Raw genomic sequence first — 18,501 nt, 5'->3', positions numbered from 1 at the left:
GATTTTCTATTGGTCTTTTTTTATAATTAGAACACACGTTCTGAAAAAGGAGGGGTTCTATGGATTATTCATCTTTTCCTAAACATGATGTGTTATGCATCGATATGCGCTCTTTCTATGCTAGTGTGGAAGCCGTGCGATTAGGTTTTGATCCGATGCAAGTTCTATTAGCTGTCGTCGGGGATGTGACTCGTCCAGGAAGTATTGTACTTGCCGCTTCCCCTGCACTAAAAGAAAAGTATGGGATTAGTAATGTAAGTCGTTTTTTCGAACTGCCACAAGATCCAAATATTCATATTGTTCAAGCAAATATGGCCGATTATTTACATGCTTCTGTCCAAATTACCCAACTACTCTACACGTTCGCACCGAAAGAAGCGATTCATCCATATTCCATCGATGAAGTGTGGATCACTGTGAATGGATTAGAAAAATTATTCGGTGACCCTTTTACAATCGCACAAAAAATCCAACGAGCAATTTTAGAATCGTTCGGCATTACGAGTGCGATCGGAATTGGCAACAACAAATTTCTCGCAAAAGTCGTACTTGATTTACATGCTAAAAAATCACCGAATGGTATTGCAACTTGCACATATGAAGAAGTACAAGAAAAATTATGGCCGGCGAAAGTCGAAAAAATTTGGGGGATTGGATTAAAGTTAAAAAAACGACTGTATCATCTAGGCATTACAACACTTGGTCAAATTGCTCAATCATCCTTACCGACATTAAAAAAACATTTTGGTATTATGGGAGAGCAATTATATTGGCATGCGTGGGGAATTGATTTAAGTCCTGTTTTTGGGGATTTCATTAAAACCGAACAAGATAGTTATGGACATGGTATTTCTTTATTGCGTAATTACACGAAGGAAGAAACGCTCGTCTGTATGTTGGAGCTTTGTGAGGAAGCATGTCGCCGTGCCCGAACAGATCGTATGGCAGGAAAGACGGTTCATCTTGGGATAGGATATGACAAAATGACAAATGGTGGCTTTTATCGTTCCAAAACAGTCGCTTCCCCAACGAATATTACTTTAGAAATGTACCAAGTTTGTGTGCAACTCTTCGAACAATTTTACGATGGGCGTAGTTATATTCGTCGTGTTTCGGTTACTTTAGCAAATTTAGTTTTGGATATGGAAACACAATTAGATTTATTTTATGAACGATCAAAACAAAAGGACATTGGGTATGTGATGGATCATATTCGAGCGAAATATGGATCCACCGCTATCTTACGTGCATCTAGCTACACAAATGCTGGCATTACATTAGAACGTAGTAAAAAAATTGGTGGGCATTGGGCGTAATCTTTGCGCCCTTTTACCTTTGTTTAGTTTAGGGGAGGTGGGTTTACATCGGTTCTTGTGAATTTGGCGCGGGTTCTTGCAACTCCGCAACACATTCTTGCAACTTCAGCACGGATTCTTGCAACTTCACATCGCATTCTTGCAACTTCGCATCGCATTCTTGCAACTTCGCACTGGATTCTTGCAACTTCAGCACGCATTCTTGCAACTTCGCATCACATTCTTGCAACTTCAGCACGCATTCTTGCAACTTCGCATCGCATTCTTGCAACTCCAGCACGCATTCTTGCAACTCTGCGTCGGATTCTTGCAACTTCGCACTGGATTCTTGCAACTTCACATCGCATTCTTGCAACTTCGCATCACATTCTTGCAACTTCGCACTGGATTCTTGCAACTTCACCCTACATTCTTGCAACTTCACCCTACATTCTTGCAACTTCACCCTACATTCTTGCAACTTCGCGTCGGATTCTTGCAACTTCGCACAACTTCCACCCACCCCACACGAAAAAACGATACTAATGAACGCCCTCACTAGTACCGTTTTATCAAATGCTTATTTTTACTGAAAGTGAACGAGGAAATATTTTTTTCTACCACGTCGGATGATAGTAAATGTATCTTCCAAACGATCTGCACCCGTCACGATATGATCTAAGTTTTGATTACGATCCCCATTTACATAAATTGCACCATTTGAAATGTCCTCACGTGCTTGACGTTTCGATGGTGAAATTTTTGCTGCTACTAATAAATCGATTAACCCGATGTCTGATTTTTCTGCTGCATATGTCGGTACATCTTTGAATCCTTGTTCAATTTCGTTTTTCGTTAACTGTTTTACATCCCCGCTAAACAATGCCTCAGAAATTTTAATTGCTTGATCTAAAGCTTCTTTTCCGTGAACGAATGTCGTCATCTCTTCTGCTAAACGCTTTTGTGCAACGCGCGCACCCGGATCTGCTTCTGTCGCCTTTTCGATTTCATCTATCTCCTCACGGCTTAAGAATGTAAAATAATTAATGAATTTAATAACGTCTCGGTCATCTGTGTTGTACCAGAACTGGTAAAACTCATACGGACTCGTTTTTTCTGGGTCTAACCAAATAGCGCCACCAGCTGTTTTACCGAATTTCGTACCATCAGCCTTCGTAATTAATGGAACAGTTAAACCAAATACGTCTGCACCCTCTCCATCTTCTCGTGTGCGGCGAATATACTCCATACCAGCCGTAATGTTCCCCCACTGATCACTTCCACCAATTTGTAAGGAACATCCTTCCTCTTCGTATAATTTCATGTAGTCATATGACTGCATTAACATATAACTGAACTCCGTGTAGGAAATACCGTGCTCAATTCGAGAAGCCACCGCATCTTTTGCTAACATGTAGTTTACTGTAAAATGTTTTCCAACATCTCGTAAAAATTCAATAAATGTTAAATTAGATAACCAATCATGGTTATTACGCGCTACCGCAGCATTGTCTCCTTCATCAAAATTTAACATTGTCGCTAATTGATTACGTAAACTATTGGCGAAATAATGTACTGTTTCTGTCGTATTTAAAGATCTTTCTTCATTACGACCACTCGGATCCCCAATCATTCCTGTTCCTCCACCAATTAATGCAATTGGACGGTGACCAGCAAGTTGGAATCTTTTTAATAGCGTAACCGGAAGCAAATGACCGATATGCAAACTATCTGCTGTCGGGTCAAATCCACAATATAAAGTCACTTGATTTTCCTCTAAATGTTTTGTTAAACCTGCCTCATCTGTCGTTTGTTGTACAAGCCCTCTCGCTTGTAAATCTTGTAAAATATCCACCATCACTCACACTCCATAAATAAATTAAAATAAAAAAAGCCCCATCCCAAAAAAGGGACGAAGCTTGTTGTTCGCGGTACCACCCTTGTTATACATAAATTACTTATATTCATGTATCACTTGGCGTTCGTATCGGTGACTTCACCGTCTTCTGACAAGAATGCTCCTGACTGTAATTCGTCCAACCAAATATGACTAACTTCCACCAACCGTTAGCTCTCTATACAGTGATTTAATCGACTACTTCGGCCATTCATTGCAAATTTTTATGTAATTGATTTATATTGTAACAACATATGTAAATAAATAGCAAGCCATAAGCTTACAATTTTCCTAAAAAAATTACAAAGTCTACCGCAAATATCCGAAAATGTATGATATAATAAGTAGTTGAATTTAGGAGGTAACATACATGAACTTTAAAAATATAACCGATAAAGTAAAAGATTGGTGGCAAAAAGGAACGATCCAAAGAACATCCCGTATTACATATGATGTCGTTTGGAATGTTATTCTTTTCTTTATCATCATCGGTGTCATGGGTGTTTTCTTCGCCGGAGGAGTTGGTGCAGGTTATTTTGCCTCACTCGTAAAGGATGAACCAATCCGGTCTTATGAAGAAATGGAAAAGAAAATTTATAATTATGAAGAAACATCCAAAGTGTATTTTGCCGATAATAAGTTAATTGGTGATATTCGCACTGACTTACACCGGGAAGAAGTAAAGCTCGAAAATGTAGCTGAAACATTGACGAATGCTGTTATCGCAACAGAGGATGAATTGTTTTACGATCATAATGGTGTGGTACCTAAAGCAATCGTCCGTGCAATGTTCCAAGAAGTATCCAATTCGGATACGAAAACAGGTGGTAGTACACTGACACAGCAAATTATCAAAAACCAAATTTTAACGAATGAAGTATCATTTGACCGAAAGGCGAAGGAAATTTTACTCGCCATGCGTTTAGAAAACTTCTTTGAAAAAGAACAAATATTAGAAGCATATTTAAATATTATTCCATACGGTCGAAATGCTTCAGGAGATAATATTGCTGGTATCCAAACCGCTGCAAAAGGAGTCTTCGGTGTAAAAGCAGAAGAATTAACTTTACCACAGGCAGCATTTTTAGCTGGTATTCCGAAAAACCCTTACGCTTATACACCATTCAAACAAAACGGTGATATAAAAGATGAGGATGGATTAAAGCTAGGATTAGATAGAATGAAAACTGTTTTAAGTCGAATGAAGCAGGCAGGCTATATTACAGACGAGGAATATAAAGAAGCCATTGAACATGATATTACGAAAGATTTCACAAAAAAGGCTCCCTCTTCTATTGAAAAATACCCAGCGGTCGTCTTAGAAATCGAAAAACGTGCGAAAACAATCATTATGGAAGTTTTAGCGGAAGATGATGGATATACGTTAGAAGAAATAGAAAAAAACGAAGAATTAGAAGAACAATATGATATGTTAGCTGACCGTGCACTACGAATGAATGGATATGAAATTCATTCGACGATCGATAAAGAAGTATTTGACACGATGCAAAAAGTGGCAAAAGAATATCCATATTACGGTCCAGACCGAACAGTTCCTAAAACTGGTGAAGTTGAACAAGTAGAAACCGGTGCTGAAATTATTGAGAACAAGACTGGTAGAATACTAGGATTTGTACCAGGCCGTAACTTTAAAGCCGGTGAAAAAGAAGTAAACTATGCAACTGGATATGGAACGACCGGACGTCCTGCAGGTAGTACATTTAAACCTATCGCCGTATTTGGACCAGCAATGGAGTTAGGTGCTGCTCAGCCAGGTACAGTGATTGCCGATATTCCTGGACACCAAGGATATGCACCAAACAACTATGGTGGCGCATATAATGGACTTGTCACAGCTCGTGAAGCTGTCACATACTCCTATAACGTATCAACAATTGAAGTGTACAAAAGTATTTTAGGGCAAAACCCGGCAGATAAATTTTTAAAGAAAATGAACATCCCGTTAACGAAAGAATTAGAACAAGACCCTTCTGTTGGTCTTGGATCTAACAACGTGACAGTAGAACAAAACACGAATGCCTTTACAACGTTCAGTAATGGTGGAGAGTTCGTCGAGGCGTATATGATTGAAAAAATTGTCGACTCAGATGGCAATACCATTTATGAACACGAGCCAGAACCTGTAAAAGTTTTCTCAAAACAAACCTCATATTTAATGATTGATATTATGCGTGACGTTGTAAGTCAAGGTACAGGAGCTTACGTCCCTAGCCGCCTTAAACATGGTGGGGTCGACTGGGCAGGTAAGTCTGGTACGTCGCAAGATTATCAAGATGCATGGTTTATTGGAACAAACCCTAACATTACAATGGGTGTTTGGTTAGGATATAATACACCTAGTTCGATTTATAGTTGTGGTGATTGTGGAGGCTTAAGTTATAGCCAGCGAACACAACAATTATGGGTCAACTTAATGAACGCAGTGTCAGATGTAAAACCTGATTTAATGGCACCTTCCAAAAAACACGAACAACCAGAAGGCATTGTAAGTAGTAGCTTCTGTGCAACATCTGGTGATGCACCATCAGATTTATGTTCAAAAGCTGGACTCGTTCGTTCAGACATATTTAATAGTAAATATGTTCCGAGTAAAACGGATAATAGTTTAGTAGGTGGTGGCTCTACAACGATGACGAAAATCGACGGGAAAGAAGTCGTCGCTGGATCGAAAACACCTTCTGAATTTACTTCAAAAGGAAAAGGTGGCTATAAGTTCAATCCTGAATTTTTAAAAGAAAAAGGATATGATCGCCTAGGTGACTTATCTGTACTTATTCCGAGAAAAGGTGGCGAAGGTTGGAGTAAAATTACTGCAACGGCTGGCAAAGGATCGAGCGCATCAAGCTCTGTCAGTGACACTGGAAAAGCCCCTTCTGCTCCTGGCTCTGTTTCAGGTAGCAAGAGTAGTATTTCTTGGTCAGGCGTATCTGGTCAAAATGTCGTTGGTTATAGACTTTATCATGCAAAAGATAAAGACGGATCATTTAAATCGGTCGGTTCTACAACAGGAACATCTTTATCCCTGCCATCTGGTAGTGGAGCATATCATGTCCGTGCAGTCGACTATTTCGGTCGTGAATCTGGAGCATCTGATATTTTATCTATAAAACCTTCTAAAGAAGAGAAAAAAGATGATGCAAAAGATAAAAAGAAAGACGACAAAAAGAAAGACAAAGATAAAGACAAGAACAAGGACAAAAAAGAAAACGATAAAGATAAAGAGAAAGAGAAAAAGAAAGATAAAGAGAAAAAGGACGACGACAATAAAAAAGAAGAAAAACCAAAAGATAAAGATAAAGAGAACGATAAGAAAAACGATAAAGACAAAAAGGAAGACAAAAAAGATTAATGAATGAAATAAGCCTCGGTACTTATAGTGCCAGGGCTTATTTTTTATACAAAATATTCACTATACAAAAAAACAATGACCCAAATGATTGGATCATTGTTCTGTAGCTGAATCTAATATAACAATTTCAACACGACGATTTTCCCGCCATGCATCTTCATTATTTTCTTTCGTTACTGGTCTTGTATCACCATACCCACCAATTAAAAATCGTGCTTCGTCTAACTGATGTTCCTCAATGAAATAACGAACAACACTTCCAGCACGTGCACCAGATAATTCCCAATTTGAAGGATATCGATAATTCGAAATGGGACGTGTATCTGTATGCCCTTCTACTCGCACATCATTCGGAATATTTTTTAATAATGTTCCTACCTCATCTAAGAAAGGTTTTCCAGTATCCAATATGTCCGCTTCCGCAGATTCAAACAAAATACTATCTTGTAACACTAATGATACCCCTTCTTCCGTACGGTTTGCTGAAATAACATCCCCTAAATCTTCTTCCATTAAAAATGTATCCACTTGTTCGACGAGGCGCTCCAATGCATCTGCTTTCTTACGTAATTCTTCGGAAAAACTATCTTCCGATTTCTCTTCATCTTTCTCTTTATCTTTCTCCTCTTCCATCCCTACATCCATGACTCCTATTGTATTACCTTGGTTCATATTTTCAGATGGAATGTCAGAAGGTAAAAAGTCTAAAATCGCCCTACTTTGAAACGACTCTGTAATCGACTCAAATTTTGCTAAGTCAATTTGTGACATCGAAAAAAGCAAAATAAAAAATACTAAAATTAATGTAATCATATCAGAGAATGTTACCATCCATTTTGGGGTGCCAGATTGCTGACTCGTCCTCTTTCTACGCTTCATGGACTTTTTCTCCGACTACTTGTGCAGTTTCCATTTCCTCATATGTACGTAACTCATCTCCAATTAAAAATGCACTTAATTTCTCTTCTAAAATTCGTGGGTTTTGACCAGATTGTACCCCGATAATTCCTTCAATAATAATTTGTTTTAAAAATACTTCTTCTTCCGTCTTAATCGCTAACTTACTAGACATCGGTAAGAAAACTAAATTTGCTAACACAGAACCATATAATGTAGTAAGTAATGCAACAGCCATATTTGGCCCAAGACTTGCAGGGTCAGATAAATTACTTAGCATTAATACTAACCCAATTAACGTACCGATCATTCCCCATGCAGGTGCATATTCTCCTGCCTTTTCAATGAGCATACGTCCTCGATCATGTTTTTCTTCCATCGCTGTTATTTCAGCATTCATAATATCATTGATTACTTCCGCTTCAATTCCATCAATCGCTAATAAAATTCCTTTACGAATGAACGGATCTTCTATATCATCCATTTCATTTTCTAAAGCGAGTAACCCATCTTTTCTCGCCTGTTCGGATAAACGAACAAAGAGACGAATTAATTCCGGCATTTTATGATCATTTTTTCGAAAAGCTTCTCTGAACACGGACCAGAACAAGCGAATTTGTTCTTTTTTAAAGTTAATTAAAAGCGATCCGACTAATCCACCAATAACGATAAAAAAGGATGCAATATCCACAAAATTGACAAAGCCTTCCCTACCACCATTTGAAAGGATAGCAAGTGCAATCATAAAAAAGCCGATCGTAATACCAATTGGGGTTAAGATATCTCTCGTTTTCATGTGTCACATTCTCTCCCTAACATCCATTGTTTCCTATAGTATTATTATCGGCTATGTTTTTATTTTGTTGAGTCTCTTTCAATAATTCGATGAGGAAGAATAACATTATTATCTTCTACTTCCTCTTTATTCATATATTTCGTTAATAAACGCATTGCTACTGCTCCAATATCATACATCGGTTGGACGATCGTCGTTAATGTCGGACGCACCATCATCGCAATTCGTGTATTGTTGAAACCAAATACTTCAATGTCTCCAGGAACGGATAATCCTCGGTCTTGAATACCGTGAATAACTCCTACAGCCATTTCATCTGTAGTTACAAAAATAGATGCAGGTTTTCCTTGATTTAAAATTTGTTCTACTCCGTCCATCCCACCATTGTAAGAAGATTCCTCTTCTACGATAAGACTACGGTCAATTTCTACCTTCGCATCTTCTAACGCACGAACATATCCTTTATACTTTAAATCATTCGACTGCACATCAGAAGACCCACTAATAAATGCTGGTTGTGCATTCGTCGTTTCTAATAAATGAGTTGTTGCTTCATATGCAGCTTCCTCATAGTTAATATTAACAGATGGTAATTCATCATTCACATCATGTGTTGCAGCTAAAACGACTGGAACACGTGCTGTTTTGAATTGCTGAATATGTTCCTCTGATACTTCTCCACCCATATACACGATCCCATCTACTTGTTTTTCAAGCATCGTATTAATTAGATGAAGTTCTTTTTCTTTGTTTTGATCTGAGTTACTTAAAATAATGTTGTACTTGTACATCGTAGCAATATCTTCAATTCCACGTGTTAACTCAGAATAAAAAGTACTTGAAATATCTGGGATGATTGCTCCCACTGTCGTAGTCTTTTTACTCGCTAATCCCCTTGCAACCGCATTTGGTCGATAACCTAATCTTTCAATTGTATCTAATACTTTCTGTCTCGTCGTTGGTTTTACATTTGGGTTTCCATTTACTACCCTTGATACAGTTGCCATCGAAACGTTCGCTTCTCTCGCCACATCATAAATTGTTATACTCAATGTGTCGCCACCTCCAAACAAAATTGTTCCTTCTACTTGTAATAATAAACTAGCTAACAAAAAAACACAAAAAATATGTAAGGATTTTGCAAATGTTTTCATAAATTTTCACAAAAAGGATAAAATTAGCGTAAAAAAGGGAAAAACGATGGCACTTTTCGCACCATCGTTTTCTTCTTATCGATTAATTCCTTTACTGAACGTACTTACTTCTTCGAAAAATTTATCGAATGTCGGAATATCCATTTGTTGTTGTGCATCAGATAACGCAACAGCCGGGTCAGGGTGAACTTCTGCCATCACTGCGTCTGCTCCAATCGCAATAGCAGCTTTCGCTGTCGGCAGTAATAAATCACGACGACCTGTAGAATGTGTCACATCGACCATTACTGGTAAATGCGTTTCTTGTTTTAAAATTGGTACCGCAGAAATATCTAACGTATTTCTTGTAGCCGTTTCATATGTTCGAATTCCACGCTCACATAAAATAATATTACTATTCCCACGTGAAATAATGTATTCAGCCGCATTAATAAATTCAGCAATCGTCGCAGATAATCCACGTTTTAAAATTACAGGTTTGTTCATCTCCCCTGCTTTCTTTAAAAGTTCGAAGTTCTGCATGTTTCGTGCACCAATTTGGATAACGTCAATATAGCTCTCAGCTTCCTCTAGATCTCCTGGTGTGACGATTTCACTAACGACTGCTAGATCGTATTCATCTGCAACACGTTTTAAAATTTTTAATCCTTCTAACCCTAATCCTTGGAAATCATAAGGAGATGTACGAGGTTTGTATGCCCCACCACGTAGTAATTTTAATCCTTTTTCTTTCACAGATTTTGCTACGGCTGCTACTTGTTCATAGCTTTCTACCGCACACGGACCGAATACGAAACGAGTATGTCCGTCTCCATATTGCTCTCCGTTAATATCAATAATCGTATCTTCCGCTTTACGTTTACGTGATACGAGTAATGCTTTTTGTTGATCGTCTTCTTGAATTTCTAGCCCTGCTTTGAAAATTTCTTTGAAAATATGTTCAACAGTCGCATTTTTAAAAGGACCATCATTATGTTGAATGATATGATTTAACATGTCCCTCTCACGCACGGGGTCAAAACGTCGTGTACTCTGTTTCCCTTTAATTTCCCCGATTTGTCGTACAATTTCTGCACGTTTATTAATTAAATCTAGTAAATCTAGATTCAATTCATCTAGCTGTGCTCGTAATGTTTCCATCTTTCCGTTACTCATTTAAAAATGCCACTCCTTTGAATTTATTAACAATTACGACAATTATAACGGAATTTGTGTAGTTTGTCACATATTTGCATACAAAAAATCTATACTAAGAATAATAGACTGTATAGAATGTGAATCCATGGTAAAAAAACTGATTTTGGCTATATATATTGGAACAAAATCTGTAACTCGTATTCTATTAAAAGAACGAAACCATAAACAATAGGAAATGTTTGATTATATAATATTGGTGTTGGAACAAGTGACATTGCCGTTGCGACAAATGATACCATCGTCGCTTATGTACGGAGATAGGCTTCTTTAGGTTGGATTCTTGCAACTTCGGGCTGCATTCTTGCAACTTTGGGCTGTATTCTTGCAACTTTGGGCTGTATTCTTGCAACTTCGCACCGCATTCTTGCAACTTCGCACCATATTCTTGCAACTTCGTACCATATTCTTGCAACTTCGCATCGTATTCTTGCAACTTCGCACCGTATTCTTGCAACTTCGCACCGCATTCTTGCAACTTCGTACCGCATTCTTGCAACTTCGCACCGCATTCTTGCAACTTCGCACCGCATTCTTGCAACTTCACACCATATTCTTGCAACTTCGCATCGTATTCTTGCAACTTCGCATCGTATTCTTGCAACTTCGCACCATATTCTTGCAACTTCGTACCATATTCTTGCAACTTCGCACAGTATTCTTGCAACTTCGCACCATATTCTTGCAACTTCGTACCATATTCTTGCAACTAAAAATAATTTGTCGTCTATATTTTGGAGCGAAAACTATCGTGGTCGGGAAACCAACCTGATCCTATCACGATGAGAGGAATTTTTTATACCACGCTAAAAGCTATCCGGAACCCTTGGTATAGCCAGGGGTTTTCAAATGCACAAAAAACACCCCATTCGTTAGATGTTAGTCTAACAAATGGGGTGCTGCTGAAGTTAGCATCGTTCGTTTTTTTCAATTACCCTTTTAAATCTTCTGCCTTTTCCTCTGCTTTATCGAGGACTTCGTCTTTCTTTTCTTTCACTTCTTTTTTCGCTTTAGCGGCTTTCTTCTCTGCTTCTGCTTTAATTTCTTCTGCTTTTTTCTCAGCCTTTTCTTTCACTTCTTCTGCTTTTTCTTCGGCATCATTTTTCGCGCTCTTTACTTTATCTTTCGCTTCTGCAAATTTCTCTTCGGCTACATCTTTCACTTCTTCCGCTTTGTCCTTTGCTTTTCCACCAATTTCTTTCGCTTTATCTGTCGCTTCTTGTGCAACTTCTTTTGTTTTCTCTGTTACATCTTTCGCAACATCTTTCGTTTTTTCAGAAACATCTTTTGCGATATCTTTTGATTTACCTGCAACATCTTTTGTAAAGCTCGTCGTAGAATCTACTGCTTTTTTCGTTACGTCTGCAGTTTTATCTTTTAATTCAATGCTTTTTTCTTTTGCTACCGCACCATACTCTGTTCCTTTTTCTACTGCTACATCTTTCCATTCGTCCACTTTGTCGAATGCTTGTTTCGTACCAGTACTAAGATCTGCACGTAACTCTCTACCAGTTTTCGGTGCAAATGCTAATGCAACTGCAGCCCCAACTACTCCACCAAGAAGTGCTCCTAGGAAAAATCCACCACTATTATTCTCACTCATACGATATATTCCTCCTTAATTTTTACGGTTCTTAAAGACATTCACAATTGCTGAAGTCCATTTAACAGCTTCTTCTGCTTTCTCACTATCAACATCTGCTGCTTTATTTACAGTGTTGGATAATTTTTTCATAGATAATGTTAAATTGTGGAATGTTTCCCCAACTTCATGAACACCATCAAATACGCTGTTTAATCGATCAACTTTATAGTTTACATCTTCCGCTAAATCATTCGTTTTTTGTAATAATAAAGTCGTTTCCGTTGTAATACCTTCTACTTGTTTCTCCATTGATTCAATTGTATCTGCGACGTTATCTAACGTACGCTTTGTAGCTGTTAAAGTTTTTGCAATATAAGCTACTAAAACGGCAAATGCCACCGCTACAATAATTACTGCAATTGCTATTGCTGCATACATCGTTGTCAACTCCTCTAATTTATTTTTCAAACGGCATATGTATAGGTATTCACATTTATACTACCCCTTACAATACAGTTCGAAACCTACTATATACTAATACTAACGCATTTTTACTAAAAGTTTCAATCAATTTGTGTATAAAAAAAGTTGGAATACAAATTTCGTCCGCATAAAACGATGATTCCAACTTTTTTTCTTATTTTACATGTTCGTTTTTACTATTTTCATACGCTTTTTGAAATTTTTGAATGTCTCCTGCTCCCATAAAAACAAGTGCCGCATCTTTATGTTTCGCTAACACATCCACATTATCTAATGTAAGTAATGTACCATTAGGTATTTTGTCTAATAAATCATCGATCGTTAAATCGCCTGACACTTCACGTGCGGAAGAAAAGATATCACATAAATAGACACAATCCGCTTCATTTAAACTGTCCGCAAACTCTTGTAAAAATGTTTTCGTACGTGTAAAGGTATGTGGTTGGAAAATGGCTACCACTTCTTTGTCCGGATATTTTTTTCGTGCTGAATCAATCGTCACCGCAATTTCAATTGGATGGTGTGCATAATCATCAATAATGATTTGTTCGCCAAATTTCTTCTCTGAAAAACGACGCTTTACACCAGTAAATGTACTTAAATTATGCATCACTTTCGGGTCAATGCCTTCATAATGACAAAATGCAATGACTGCTAATGCATTTAAAATATGGTGATTTCCATAAAGCGGAATCGTGAATGTATCAAAATACGTATTACGAACATACACATCAAAAGTCGTACCTTCTTCTGTCACTTTAATATTATTCGCTTGGAAATCATTTTCAGCACTGAAACCATAGTAAATAATCGGTACATTCGATTGTAATTCGTGTAATTTTTCATCTTCCCCACACGCGATAATACCTTTTTTCACTTGGTTTGCAAGCGATTGGAACGCATCAAACACATCATCCAAATTACGGAAATAATCTGGGTGATCAAAGTCGATGTTCGTAATAATCGCATAATCTGGTTTGTAATGTAAAAAATGACGTTTATATTCACATGCTTCAAATGAAAAATACGTGCTATCTTCATGCCCACATCCTGTTCCATCACCAATTAAATAAGATGTCGGTAAACTCAATGATAAAACATGGGATAATAAGCCTGTCGTCGACGTTTTCCCGTGGGAACCTGTCACCGCAATGCTCGTATATTTATCTGCCCACTCCCCTAAAAACTCATGATATTTGAAGAATGGCACCTCTAATTCACGTGCACGTTTAATTTCGATATGGTCTTCTGAAAAAGCATTTCCAGCTATGACCGTTACATCTTCTGTTATGTTATTTGCATCAAAAGGCATAATACGAATCCCTTTTTGCTCTAAACCTTCTTGTGTAAAAATAAACTTTTCGATATCAGAACCTTGCACTTTTTGGCCAGAATCATGCAAAATTTGCGCCAATGCACTCATACCAGTTCCTTTTATTCCTATAAAGTGATAAGTAGTCATCACTAACCTCCAACTTATTGTATAAAATTTATTCCCCTAAATATGGTACCTCTTCTAATCTAGGGTTCGGACGATATTTACGCCCATATTTTGCTGAATGTGTCCCATTTAGTAAAACATTATCCCCTGTAAATCCATAATTAACAGACAATAAGTTTCTTCCGACACCATACATGTCTACAGGAACATTTTTCGCTTCAAATTCGCGAATTCTCTCTTCATTAAATCCTCCACTAACAACAATTTTTACATAGTGAAAGCCTTCAGCATCTAATGCTTCCCGTAATGCAAAAACGAGTTCAGGATTTACTCCACGCGGGTCAAATGTACCTAATACATGTTGATTACGTAAAAAATATTTATCCACTAATGTGTTCGATGTATCCAATCGAACAGCTTTTAATTCTTCCTTAAATGCTCGCGCTACTTTCAATGAATCGGTAATTACATCATTGTTATAATCCACGAGTGCCATCAATTCATCTTCAGGGAAAGTTTCATTGTATGCCTCTGTTGCTGTAACGATATCACCACGGAACATTTGAATAAGGGCATGTGGCATCGTCCCCATTCCTTTTTTGCCCCACCATTCATTCATCGCATGTGTCGCTTGTGCTGTCGACCCACCGATAAATGCGGCATATCCATCTCCCGCCTGTTGTGTATAATGGTCATCACGGTCCCCCATGAAAATAATCGGCTTATCTCCAGCCGCTTTTACAACATTATATACATTCGTTGCGACAGATGTTCGTCGGGATAAAATCCCATCGATGATACCTTCTAAATAACCGAAATATTGATATGGACCTGTCACCGTTAAAACTGATTCGAATGGAGAAATTTTATCGCCGTCCTTTAACGATTTAATTTCTAGTTGTTCTGGATGGTCCGCAAATGTATGTAATAATGCAATTACTTCATCTGTTCCACACAATACTGCATGATCTTTTTGGAAAAATTGCATCGTTACAATATTGTCCTCCTGATATTTTTCAACGATTTCTCTCGTTTTCAAAAAATAAACTGCTGAAAACCAACCTTCTTGAATACGTTCATCAAATTTAAATGTTTTATTCGTTAATCGACTAATTTTTCCTTCTAGTTTTAATTCTATTTCTTTCATAACAGGAACTCCTCGTATATTTTATTGTTCTAATTGTGCTGTTGAAATTAAAACTTCTCGCGGTTTAGATCCGTTTTGTTCGGAAACAATCCCTTTCATCTCTAATGTATCGATTAATCTAGCTGCACGATTATATCCTATTCTAAACCTTCTTTGTAATAAAGATGTACTCGCTTGATTTTGGGAAACGACAAAATGAATAACTTCATGCAATAATTCATCTTCTTCCTCTTCCTCCACATCAAGCAATAATTGTTCTTGTTCAAATAAATAGTTCGGTTCTGCTATCGTTCGCATATATGCAGCAACCCGATCCACCTCTTCATCTGAAACGAACGGTCCTTGTAATCTTACACTTTTGTTTGCCCCATTTTCAACAAATAACATATCCCCTTTTCCGAGTAGCTTCTCTGCTCCTACAGAGTCAAGCATCGTGCGGGAATCTACTTGCGAAGAAACACTAAATGCAATACGTGTCGGGATGTTCGCTTTAATTAGTCCTGTAATGACGTCTACAGAAGGTCTTTGTGTTGCAATGAGCAAGTGAATGCCACATGCACGTGCTTTTTGTGCAATACGACAAATCGCATCTTCTACATCTTGTGGAGACATCATCATTAAATCTGCAAGTTCATCAATGACGATGACGATATATGGCATCTTCTCATCGTCTTTTCCTTGTTGTATCATCTTTTCATTATATTTCGTAATATTTCGTACACCCGCTTCGACGAAACGCTCATAACGACTATCCATTTCTTTCACTGCCCATTTCAATGCCATCGTCGCAGCTTTTACATCTGTAATAACTGGTGAAATAAGGTGTGGGATGCCGTTATATGGAGCAAGTTCCACCATTTTCGGGTCAATGAGTAAAAATTTCACTTCCTCATAATTCGCTTTATACAATAAACTTAATAAAATCGTGTTTATACAAACACTTTTACCAGACCCTGTCGCCCCTGCAATAAGGCCGTGTGGCATTTTACCAACATCCGTAATTAACGGTTCCCCATCAATCGTGAGCCCTAATGCGATAGATAATGGCGACGTTTTTTCTTTAAACTGCTTCGTTTCTATTAATTGTTGTAAAGTAACAATTTTTGGATAGCGGTTCGGCACTTCAATCCCAATTGTATTTTTCCCTGGAATCGGTGCTTCAATACGTATATCTTTCGCTGCCATATTTAATTTGAAATCATCTGCCAAATTTCGAATGCGGCTTACTTTCACCCCTAATGCTGGTTGAATTTCAAATCGTGTTACAGCAGGTCCTTGTGTAATATTAACGACATTCGCATCAATATTAAAATGTTCTAGTGTTTGCTCTAACAATATTTGTTGTTCAATAACCCAATCCTCATCACTTTCTTCCTCTTCCATCGGGTCATTTAATAAATAATCTGGAACAGCCTTATAAGGTTTCTGGACAGAGGATGTTACTGTTTTATGTGCCTGCACCGGATTTTCTTTTCTTTGTTGTGCAAATGATGGCGTTGGAACCGCTTCTTGTTGAATAGGCTCGATCATTTGCACTCCCTGTTCTACAGGCGTTTTATGCGCTACTACTTCCTCGACTTCTTCCACCACGGATGGCACTTCTTTGTCCATTGTCCATTCTTCTATAATAGACGACGTTTCCACTGCTGACATTTCATCCTGTTCTTCCGGAAGTTGTTTTGCCGGTTCTTCTTGCAGTGGTTCAATTGTCTCTTTCACTTGAAAAACAGGCTGTTCAGCGCTTTTTTTTTCGTAATCACGTGCGACCTCGACCTTTCGTCGATTGAATATACGGTCTAATTCTTCATGACGTGTATGTTTTGATAAATCTATTTTATTTACCTCTTCAACATGTTCCACTTCATTTTCACTTTGTTGGACCGGTTCTTCCTTCTGTGGCACACGGTCTGTTCGCCTTCGCATATATGCAGGAACTTCTTGTAACGTCCTTTCAGAGATGTCGCGCTTTTTCGGTTGTCGCGGACGCATATGTGTAGGACGTTTTGTGCCATTTGTTTCTGTTTTTCGTGTTCTTTTTCTATTCGTTCGTTCTACCTTTTCTTCTCTTTCATCTGGGATGACTGGAAAAGAAAAAGCATGATTATTTCTCGGATATTGATACATTACTTTAAAATCTTCTTGTAATGGTTGATCCATCGTTACATTTCTTCTTTGTGTTGCATAATTTGTTCCGTTTTGTTTCGGTGTTTCTTCCTCTTCTATTTCTTCGTATTCTTCTACTTCAATTTCACGGAAGAAAATATCACTTACTCGTTTTTTCCAATTTTTCCACATGTTCTCACCTGCATTTCTTCACATGGAGTATTCTATTCATTTTACCAAGAATTCTACCATTTTACCAAATCATTTTTTACTATTTGGTTTGTTTTTCGCTAATATAAAAATTGGTTCCAATTTATCGCCGTCATAAATGAATGGAAGCGACGTAATTGGAATTCTTCCTTCTGCAAAAAACTGCATCGTCATCTGTGCAAGAATATCATATCCTGTATCATTTTGGATATCTGCAACGATCAGCACATCTTGATGTGGAACAGCGACAGCAACTTCACCAATACTTTTTTCTAACATTTCATCTAAAAATGATTCTTGTAAAATTCGACTTGCATCATATCCATCTTGTAATGCAATAAAATGAAAATCATTGCCTTGTACGGTATCTGTTTTATAATCAAATTGGATGGAACGTAAATTAAATAAGGCATTTTCATGGATCCTTGCCTCTGTCCATCCTTCGTTTTGTAACATTGCTTCATCAATTAAACGGTACGACTTTCCAATATCTAACGCATAAAAAATGCGTGTTTCTGCCGTATGTTCTTTCGTGACAAGTTTTTTCCCATCTTTCATTTCTGTTGGAAAAGATGTCGAACGAATTACTGGAAAAATGCTTTTTTCATTCCCAGCCAATGTATACGTTCGATTCATCATTGCTAAAGCTTCTTCCACGTGGGAAACTAATTCATCTATCGCTTCATCCCCACGTTCATTATATTTAGCAATCACTGTCGGTAATTTAATAGAAAGACCTTGTTTTGATTCCTTCCATTCTATACGAAATATATCTTTATCACGATCAAAAGACGTTCTAAATGCGTCTGTTTTTAATTTTTCTTCTAACAATCTTTTCATTTTTAAACTAGTCATTTTCATTTTTAAAGCCTCCAAGGAACTTTTTTGAATAGATTGGTTCCATTATCCTTTCTATTTTACCACATTTT

Annotated in this window: 15 protein-coding genes and 1 other annotated feature; of the genes, 2 read left to right on the top strand and 13 right to left on the bottom strand. The window is 37.6% G+C overall.

Going from position 1 to position 18,501, the window contains the following annotated elements:
- Positions 1-59: 59 nt before the first annotated feature.
- Positions 60-1,316, top strand: coding sequence for a DNA polymerase IV (locus tag SPD45_RS05785; protein WP_336266787.1), 1,257 nt, complete (start codon positions 60-62; stop codon positions 1,314-1,316).
- Between the two features lie 43 nt (positions 1,317-1,359).
- On the opposite strand, the gene SPD45_RS05780 is transcribed toward SPD45_RS05785, so the two are convergent.
- Positions 1,360-1,818, bottom strand: coding sequence for a hypothetical protein (locus SPD45_RS05780; protein ID WP_336266786.1), 459 nt, complete (start codon positions 1,816-1,818; stop codon positions 1,360-1,362).
- Between the two features lie 63 nt (positions 1,819-1,881).
- Positions 1,882-3,150 carry a tyrosine--tRNA ligase gene (tyrS, locus tag SPD45_RS05775; RefSeq protein ID WP_336266898.1) on the bottom strand — a complete coding sequence of 423 codons (1,269 nt, stop codon included), beginning with the start codon at positions 3,148-3,150 and terminating at the stop codon, positions 1,882-1,884.
- 50 nt (positions 3,151-3,200) lie between these two features.
- Positions 3,201-3,416: a binding site (T-box leader), on the bottom strand.
- Between the two features lie 146 nt (positions 3,417-3,562).
- Here tyrS and SPD45_RS05770 point away from each other — a divergent pair.
- The gene (locus SPD45_RS05770; RefSeq protein ID WP_336266785.1) at positions 3,563-6,562 is read left to right on the top strand and encodes a transglycosylase domain-containing protein; all 3,000 of its coding nucleotides are present in this window, start codon (positions 3,563-3,565) and stop codon (positions 6,560-6,562) included.
- Between the two features lie 93 nt (positions 6,563-6,655).
- On the opposite strand, the gene motS is transcribed toward SPD45_RS05770, so the two are convergent.
- The 11 genes from motS to SPD45_RS05715 form a co-directional block, all read right to left on the bottom strand.
- A complete protein-coding gene (motS, locus tag SPD45_RS05765; RefSeq protein WP_336266784.1) occupies positions 6,656-7,441 on the bottom strand; it encodes a flagellar motor protein MotS in 786 nt (261 codons plus the stop codon).
- Positions 7,431-8,255, bottom strand: a complete 825-nt coding sequence (motP, locus tag SPD45_RS05760) for a flagellar motor protein MotP (RefSeq protein WP_336266783.1) — start codon at positions 8,253-8,255, stop codon at positions 7,431-7,433. The genes motS and motP overlap by 11 nt, the downstream gene beginning before the upstream one ends.
- Positions 8,256-8,314: 59 nt before the next feature.
- On the bottom strand, positions 8,315-9,307 hold the full coding sequence (gene ccpA, locus SPD45_RS05755; RefSeq protein ID WP_336266782.1) for a catabolite control protein A: 993 nt from the start codon (positions 9,305-9,307) through the stop codon (positions 8,315-8,317).
- A gap of 177 nt (positions 9,308-9,484) precedes the next feature.
- Entirely contained in the window at positions 9,485-10,564 is a 1,080-nt protein-coding gene (locus tag SPD45_RS05750) for a bifunctional 3-deoxy-7-phosphoheptulonate synthase/chorismate mutase (RefSeq protein WP_336266781.1), read from the bottom strand.
- Between the two features lie 187 nt (positions 10,565-10,751).
- A complete protein-coding gene (locus SPD45_RS05745; protein ID WP_336266780.1) occupies positions 10,752-11,312 on the bottom strand; it encodes a hypothetical protein in 561 nt (186 codons plus the stop codon).
- A gap of 222 nt (positions 11,313-11,534) precedes the next feature.
- A complete protein-coding gene (locus SPD45_RS05740) occupies positions 11,535-12,206 on the bottom strand; it encodes a YtxH domain-containing protein (RefSeq protein WP_336266779.1) in 672 nt (223 codons plus the stop codon).
- Between the two features lie 15 nt (positions 12,207-12,221).
- Positions 12,222-12,626, bottom strand: coding sequence for a DUF948 domain-containing protein (locus SPD45_RS05735; protein WP_336266778.1), 405 nt, complete (start codon positions 12,624-12,626; stop codon positions 12,222-12,224).
- 199 nt (positions 12,627-12,825) lie between these two features.
- A complete protein-coding gene (murC, locus tag SPD45_RS05730) occupies positions 12,826-14,133 on the bottom strand; it encodes a UDP-N-acetylmuramate--L-alanine ligase (protein WP_336266777.1) in 1,308 nt (435 codons plus the stop codon).
- 28 nt (positions 14,134-14,161) lie between these two features.
- Positions 14,162-15,259, bottom strand: a complete 1,098-nt coding sequence (locus SPD45_RS05725) for a nicotinate phosphoribosyltransferase (RefSeq protein ID WP_336266776.1) — start codon at positions 15,257-15,259, stop codon at positions 14,162-14,164.
- A gap of 21 nt (positions 15,260-15,280) precedes the next feature.
- The gene (locus SPD45_RS05720) at positions 15,281-17,554 is read right to left on the bottom strand and encodes a DNA translocase FtsK (RefSeq protein WP_336266775.1); all 2,274 of its coding nucleotides are present in this window, start codon (positions 17,552-17,554) and stop codon (positions 15,281-15,283) included.
- Between the two features lie 69 nt (positions 17,555-17,623).
- Positions 17,624-18,433, bottom strand: a complete 810-nt coding sequence (locus SPD45_RS05715) for a DUF1444 domain-containing protein (RefSeq protein WP_336266774.1) — start codon at positions 18,431-18,433, stop codon at positions 17,624-17,626.
- Positions 18,434-18,501 lie beyond the last annotated feature (68 nt).

It is taken from the genome of Pseudogracilibacillus sp. SO10305, assembly GCF_037072005.1.
In the GTDB taxonomy this organism is placed as follows: Bacteria; Bacillota; Bacilli; order Bacillales; family Amphibacillaceae; genus Pseudogracilibacillus; species Pseudogracilibacillus intestinigallinarum.
The sequence above is the reverse complement of the archived record's forward strand: the minus strand, read 5'-3'. Positions and strand labels throughout refer to the sequence as shown.

What these genes read in the sequence shown, in the direction of transcription:
- SPD45_RS05740 (WP_336266779.1), bottom strand. Translation starts at nt 12,206, where the DNA reads ATGAGTGAGAATAATAGTGGTGGATTTTTCCTAGGAGCACTTCTTGGT.
- SPD45_RS05725 (WP_336266776.1), bottom strand. Translation starts at nt 15,259, where the DNA reads ATGAAAGAAATAGAATTAAAACTAGAAGGAAAAATTAGTCGATTAACG.
- motP (WP_336266783.1), bottom strand. Translation starts at nt 8,255, where the DNA reads ATGAAAACGAGAGATATCTTAACCCCAATTGGTATTACGATCGGCTTT.
- SPD45_RS05785 (WP_336266787.1), top strand. Translation starts at nt 60, where the DNA reads ATGGATTATTCATCTTTTCCTAAACATGATGTGTTATGCATCGATATG.
- motS (WP_336266784.1), bottom strand. Translation starts at nt 7,441, where the DNA reads ATGAAGCGTAGAAAGAGGACGAGTCAGCAATCTGGCACCCCAAAATGG.
- SPD45_RS05715 (WP_336266774.1), bottom strand. Translation starts at nt 18,433, where the DNA reads ATGAAAATGACTAGTTTAAAAATGAAAAGATTGTTAGAAGAAAAATTA.
- SPD45_RS05750 (WP_336266781.1), bottom strand. Translation starts at nt 10,564, where the DNA reads ATGAGTAACGGAAAGATGGAAACATTACGAGCACAGCTAGATGAATTG.
- murC (WP_336266777.1), bottom strand. Translation starts at nt 14,133, where the DNA reads ATGACTACTTATCACTTTATAGGAATAAAAGGAACTGGTATGAGTGCA.
- SPD45_RS05770 (WP_336266785.1), top strand. Translation starts at nt 3,563, where the DNA reads ATGAACTTTAAAAATATAACCGATAAAGTAAAAGATTGGTGGCAAAAA.
- SPD45_RS05720 (WP_336266775.1), bottom strand. Translation starts at nt 17,554, where the DNA reads ATGTGGAAAAATTGGAAAAAACGAGTAAGTGATATTTTCTTCCGTGAA.
- SPD45_RS05735 (WP_336266778.1), bottom strand. Translation starts at nt 12,626, where the DNA reads ATGTATGCAGCAATAGCAATTGCAGTAATTATTGTAGCGGTGGCATTT.